Genomic DNA, 3,410 nt, shown 5'->3' on the forward strand with positions numbered 1-3,410 from the left:
AAAATACCCGAGAAACAAAACTCACCGCAAACCAAAAGTGCCACGCGTTTTTGGTCTGCTTGAACTGTTTGTTGTAGCGATACAAGCAAACAGACTTAACTTGGCAATGAAGCACTTAGCTTGCATTCAATGAACAGCATCTTAGCCAACAAAACCCTCTGCAACCAGACCACAAAACCCAAAACACCGATTCAGTCGAGAATTTAGGAAAGCTAGCCGGAAACCAAACTTCAAAATCTGATGAAGCCGAGTGATTTTGAAACCAACACTGGCTTGGCTTGCGAGAATTTACCACCTTGATTCAGGCTAAGGAATCGAACTCAAAAACACTGAAGCCAGCAACTTTCCAAAACCTTACAACCCTTGAATTTTCAAAGCGCTATAACGCCCAGTTAAGTAGCCAAAAACGTACAAATGCCGTTTCTGCAAACTACCCTAAACACAAAACTCACCGCAAGCTAAAAATGCCACACGTTTTTGGTCTGCTTGAACTGTTTGTTAGAGCGATACAAGCAACAAACTCGCTTGGCAATGAAGCACTTAGCTTGCATTCCAGGAACTGCATCTTAGCCAACAAAATCCTCTGTAACCAGACCACAGAACCCAAAACAGCGATTCAGTCGAGAATTTAGGGAAACGAGCCAAGAGCAAAGCTTCAAAACTCAGTAAATCTGACTGGATTTGAAAGCTTGCAGCGACTTGGCTTGCGAGGATTTACCACCTTGACTCAGGCTAAGGAATCGAACTCAAAAACACTGAAGCCAAGAACTTTCGAATTCCTTACAAACCTTGAATTATCAAAGCGCTATAACGCCCTGTTAAGGGGTGAGCAACGCAATACCGAAGCCGCCGCATGCCACCTTAAACACTAAAACCAACGCATAGTGAAAATGCCACGCGTTGCGAATCCCTCTTGAACAGTTTGTTAGGCAAATGTGGTGTAAAAAGGGTTACCCCGTACTCCTTTGCCACCAATATCATTTGAAAGTCCCATTTTATTCAACACTGAAAAGGCAAAAGTACAATGGCAACTATGTCCATTTTTTGTTGAATCAAACACGCTTGGTTTTAGTTGTTTTAAATCACTACTTGAAACTCTAGAATTTGCTTCCAGTTCTTTGTAAACGATATACAGGTCATCTAACAGTAAAGTCATTCTAGAATTACCACGCTTGTATACAACTCGATCAACGTCTGTTTTACAAACTGTTGATGTGCCGCCTCCAGGATTTGAAAATACTGTGTTTACTGGAACAGTCCGCCTGAAAAGTGATTCAAACAAAATTCTATCCACTGAATTCTCCTAATTTGCCTAACGCCCAATTAAGGGGTGAACAACGCCACCACCCAACCTAACGCATTGTACCGTAAACACTAAATTTGAAGTAGAAGCAAAAGTGCCAAGCGTTGTGAATCCCTCTTAAATTGCTTGTTAGTTGCGAGCCAAACATTTCTGGTAGAACACTTTATCTACGCCTAGTCGTGGATAGTCAGTATATCGACCAACCTCGCTATACCCATGCTGTTCATAAAACTTTGGTGCTTGGAAGGTATACGTATCCAAGAACACGTTCATTACACCACGATTCTTGGCTTCTAGTTCGGCAAGTTGGAGCAGCTTCGTTCCATACCCTGAACCACGGAGTGGCTTTGATAACCAAAGATAGTTCACATGGAGAGTTGTAAATAATAGGTTCCCTATTAATCCACCAAGAATTTTACCGTCCTCATTTCGAACGAAATAACCCACGGTATTCTCATCAAGATCAGGGAAATGTGGTTCATTAAATACTGATAAACCATTGTAAATTTCTGATATTTCTTCCTCTGAGGGAGACACACTAAAATCGATATTCATTCTAACCTCAAACTCAATAGCAACTAACGCCGCGTTAAGGCGCGGAGTAACGTGTGCCAAACTTGAGCGGAGCGAAACCGGCACACGTTACGGAGTCGCTCTTAAACGCTTTGTTATGTGCTTTTTTATCGCTTGTACGCACTCTTCTAGTGAATTTTCACTTGTCGATACGCAAAGATCGTAAGATACACCTATATGTACTCTTCGCGCTTGTTCCAATGCAGAACCGTTGATTCGGTTTTCACGCAATAATTCTCGACGCACCAACTCATCTTCGCTACACATGACGCCAACAAATAAGCTCTTATGCGAACCAAGAACATCAAGCCACGCTTTCTGTTCAGCGCCGCCATTCATGACATCATCAACGATCACACGTAAACCAGAGTTGAGTAGATGTTTTACGGTTGTTCGGTATGCATTGTTAACAAGTTTTCCGTAGCTGCCACTTTGAATTTTCAACGTTTTGTTAGGTTGAGTTTCCCAATAAAATCCGTCAGAAATTGTATCTGGTGAACCCAATTTGTTCACTCTTGTCGGCATCATAGTTATAAAGCTGTCAATACCGATATGAAGGTAGTGCTCCGACAGTTCTTGTTGAAGCGCAGAAACAATAGAACTTTTTCCTGCGCTACTCGCGCCATTCAACACGATAACATCCATATGATTTTACCTTCCTAGCACATAACGTCGCGTTAAGTAGTGAGCAACGCCACCACCTAACCTAAAGCCTTGCCACCATAAACACTAAAGCTAACCCAAACTGAAAATGCCAAGCGTTGGGAATCTGTCTTAAACGCTTTGTTAAATGCGCAGTCAAATATTACCTCTTGCTTTATCGAGCGCATACAAGGCTCCTCCATCACCCTCATCCAGTGCTCTGTAATATTCAGGATCTTTAATACGATCAATTTCATTAGATAAGGACAATACTTCATCATCAAGGCGCGCAATTTGTTCGCATAATTCTTTATTATCAGACTCGACAATATCTAGCCTTTCTCTCAGTTCTAAAAATGATTTATTTGCTGCTGGAAATCGGTTGATTTCATGCCAGATACCAATAAAAAGAGCTACCAATGTTCCCCAAATTAACCAATCCACATTAACACTCCTTGTAGCATTTAACGCCCAGTTAAGTAGCCAAAAACGCACAAATGCTGTTTCTGCAAACTACCGTAATCACTAAACTTACCGCAAGCTAAAAATGCCACGCGTTTTTGGTCTGCTTGAACTGTTTGTTGTAGCGATACAAACAAAAAACTCATTTGGCAATGAAGCACTTAGCTTGCATTTGATGAACAGCATCTTAGCCAAAAAAACCTTCTGCAACCAGACCACAGAACCCAAAACACCGATTCAGTCGAGAATTTAGGAAAGCTAGCCGGAAACCGAACTTCAAATTCTGATGAAGCTGAATAGTTTTGAAACCTACAACGACTTGGCTTGCGAGAGTTTTCCACCTTGGATATGGTTGAGGAATCGAACTCAAAAATACTGAAGCCAGCAACTTTCGAATTCCTTACAAACCTTGAATTATCAAAGCGCTATA

5 protein-coding genes are annotated in these 3,410 nt (G+C 41.5%); 1 reads left to right on the forward strand and 4 read right to left on the reverse strand.

The annotated features are described in order from the left end of the window. Nucleotides 1–296 precede the first annotated feature (296 nt). Complete coding sequence (locus tag CW749_RS22995; protein WP_145997877.1) at nt 297–632, forward strand: hypothetical protein; 336 nt, start codon at nt 297–299, stop codon at nt 630–632. Between the two features lie 293 nt (nt 633–925). Here the strand turns inward: CW749_RS22995 and CW749_RS23005 are convergent, their stop codons facing one another. The 4 genes from CW749_RS23005 to CW749_RS23020 form a co-directional block, all read right to left on the reverse strand. Further along, a complete protein-coding gene (locus tag CW749_RS23005; protein ID WP_158108705.1) occupies nt 926–1,294 on the reverse strand; it encodes a hypothetical protein in 369 nt (122 codons plus the stop codon). A gap of 138 nt (nt 1,295–1,432) precedes the next feature. Next, nucleotides 1,433–1,858 carry a GNAT family N-acetyltransferase gene (locus tag CW749_RS23010; RefSeq protein WP_101114738.1) on the reverse strand — a complete coding sequence of 142 codons (426 nt, stop codon included), beginning with the start codon at nt 1,856–1,858 and terminating at the stop codon, nt 1,433–1,435. An 87-nt stretch (nt 1,859–1,945) separates the two neighbouring features. Further along, entirely contained in the window at nt 1,946–2,521 is a 576-nt protein-coding gene (locus CW749_RS23015) for an AAA family ATPase (protein ID WP_101114739.1), read from the reverse strand. 153 nt (nt 2,522–2,674) lie between these two features. Continuing rightward, complete coding sequence (locus CW749_RS23020) at nt 2,675–2,962, reverse strand: hypothetical protein (RefSeq protein ID WP_101114740.1); 288 nt, start codon at nt 2,960–2,962, stop codon at nt 2,675–2,677. Between the last annotated feature and the right edge of the window lie 448 nt (nt 2,963–3,410).

It is taken from the genome of Vibrio sp. vnigr-6D03, assembly GCF_002835515.1.
Classification (GTDB): domain Bacteria; phylum Pseudomonadota; class Gammaproteobacteria; order Enterobacterales; family Vibrionaceae; genus Vibrio; species Vibrio penaeicida.

Excerpts from the sequence above, each read along its gene's own strand:
- CW749_RS23010 (WP_101114738.1), bottom strand. The coding sequence starts at position 1,858 with ATGAATATCGATTTTAGTGTGTCTCCCTCAGAGGAAGAAATATCAGAA.
- CW749_RS23015 (WP_101114739.1), bottom strand. The coding sequence starts at position 2,521 with ATGGATGTTATCGTGTTGAATGGCGCGAGTAGCGCAGGAAAAAGTTCT.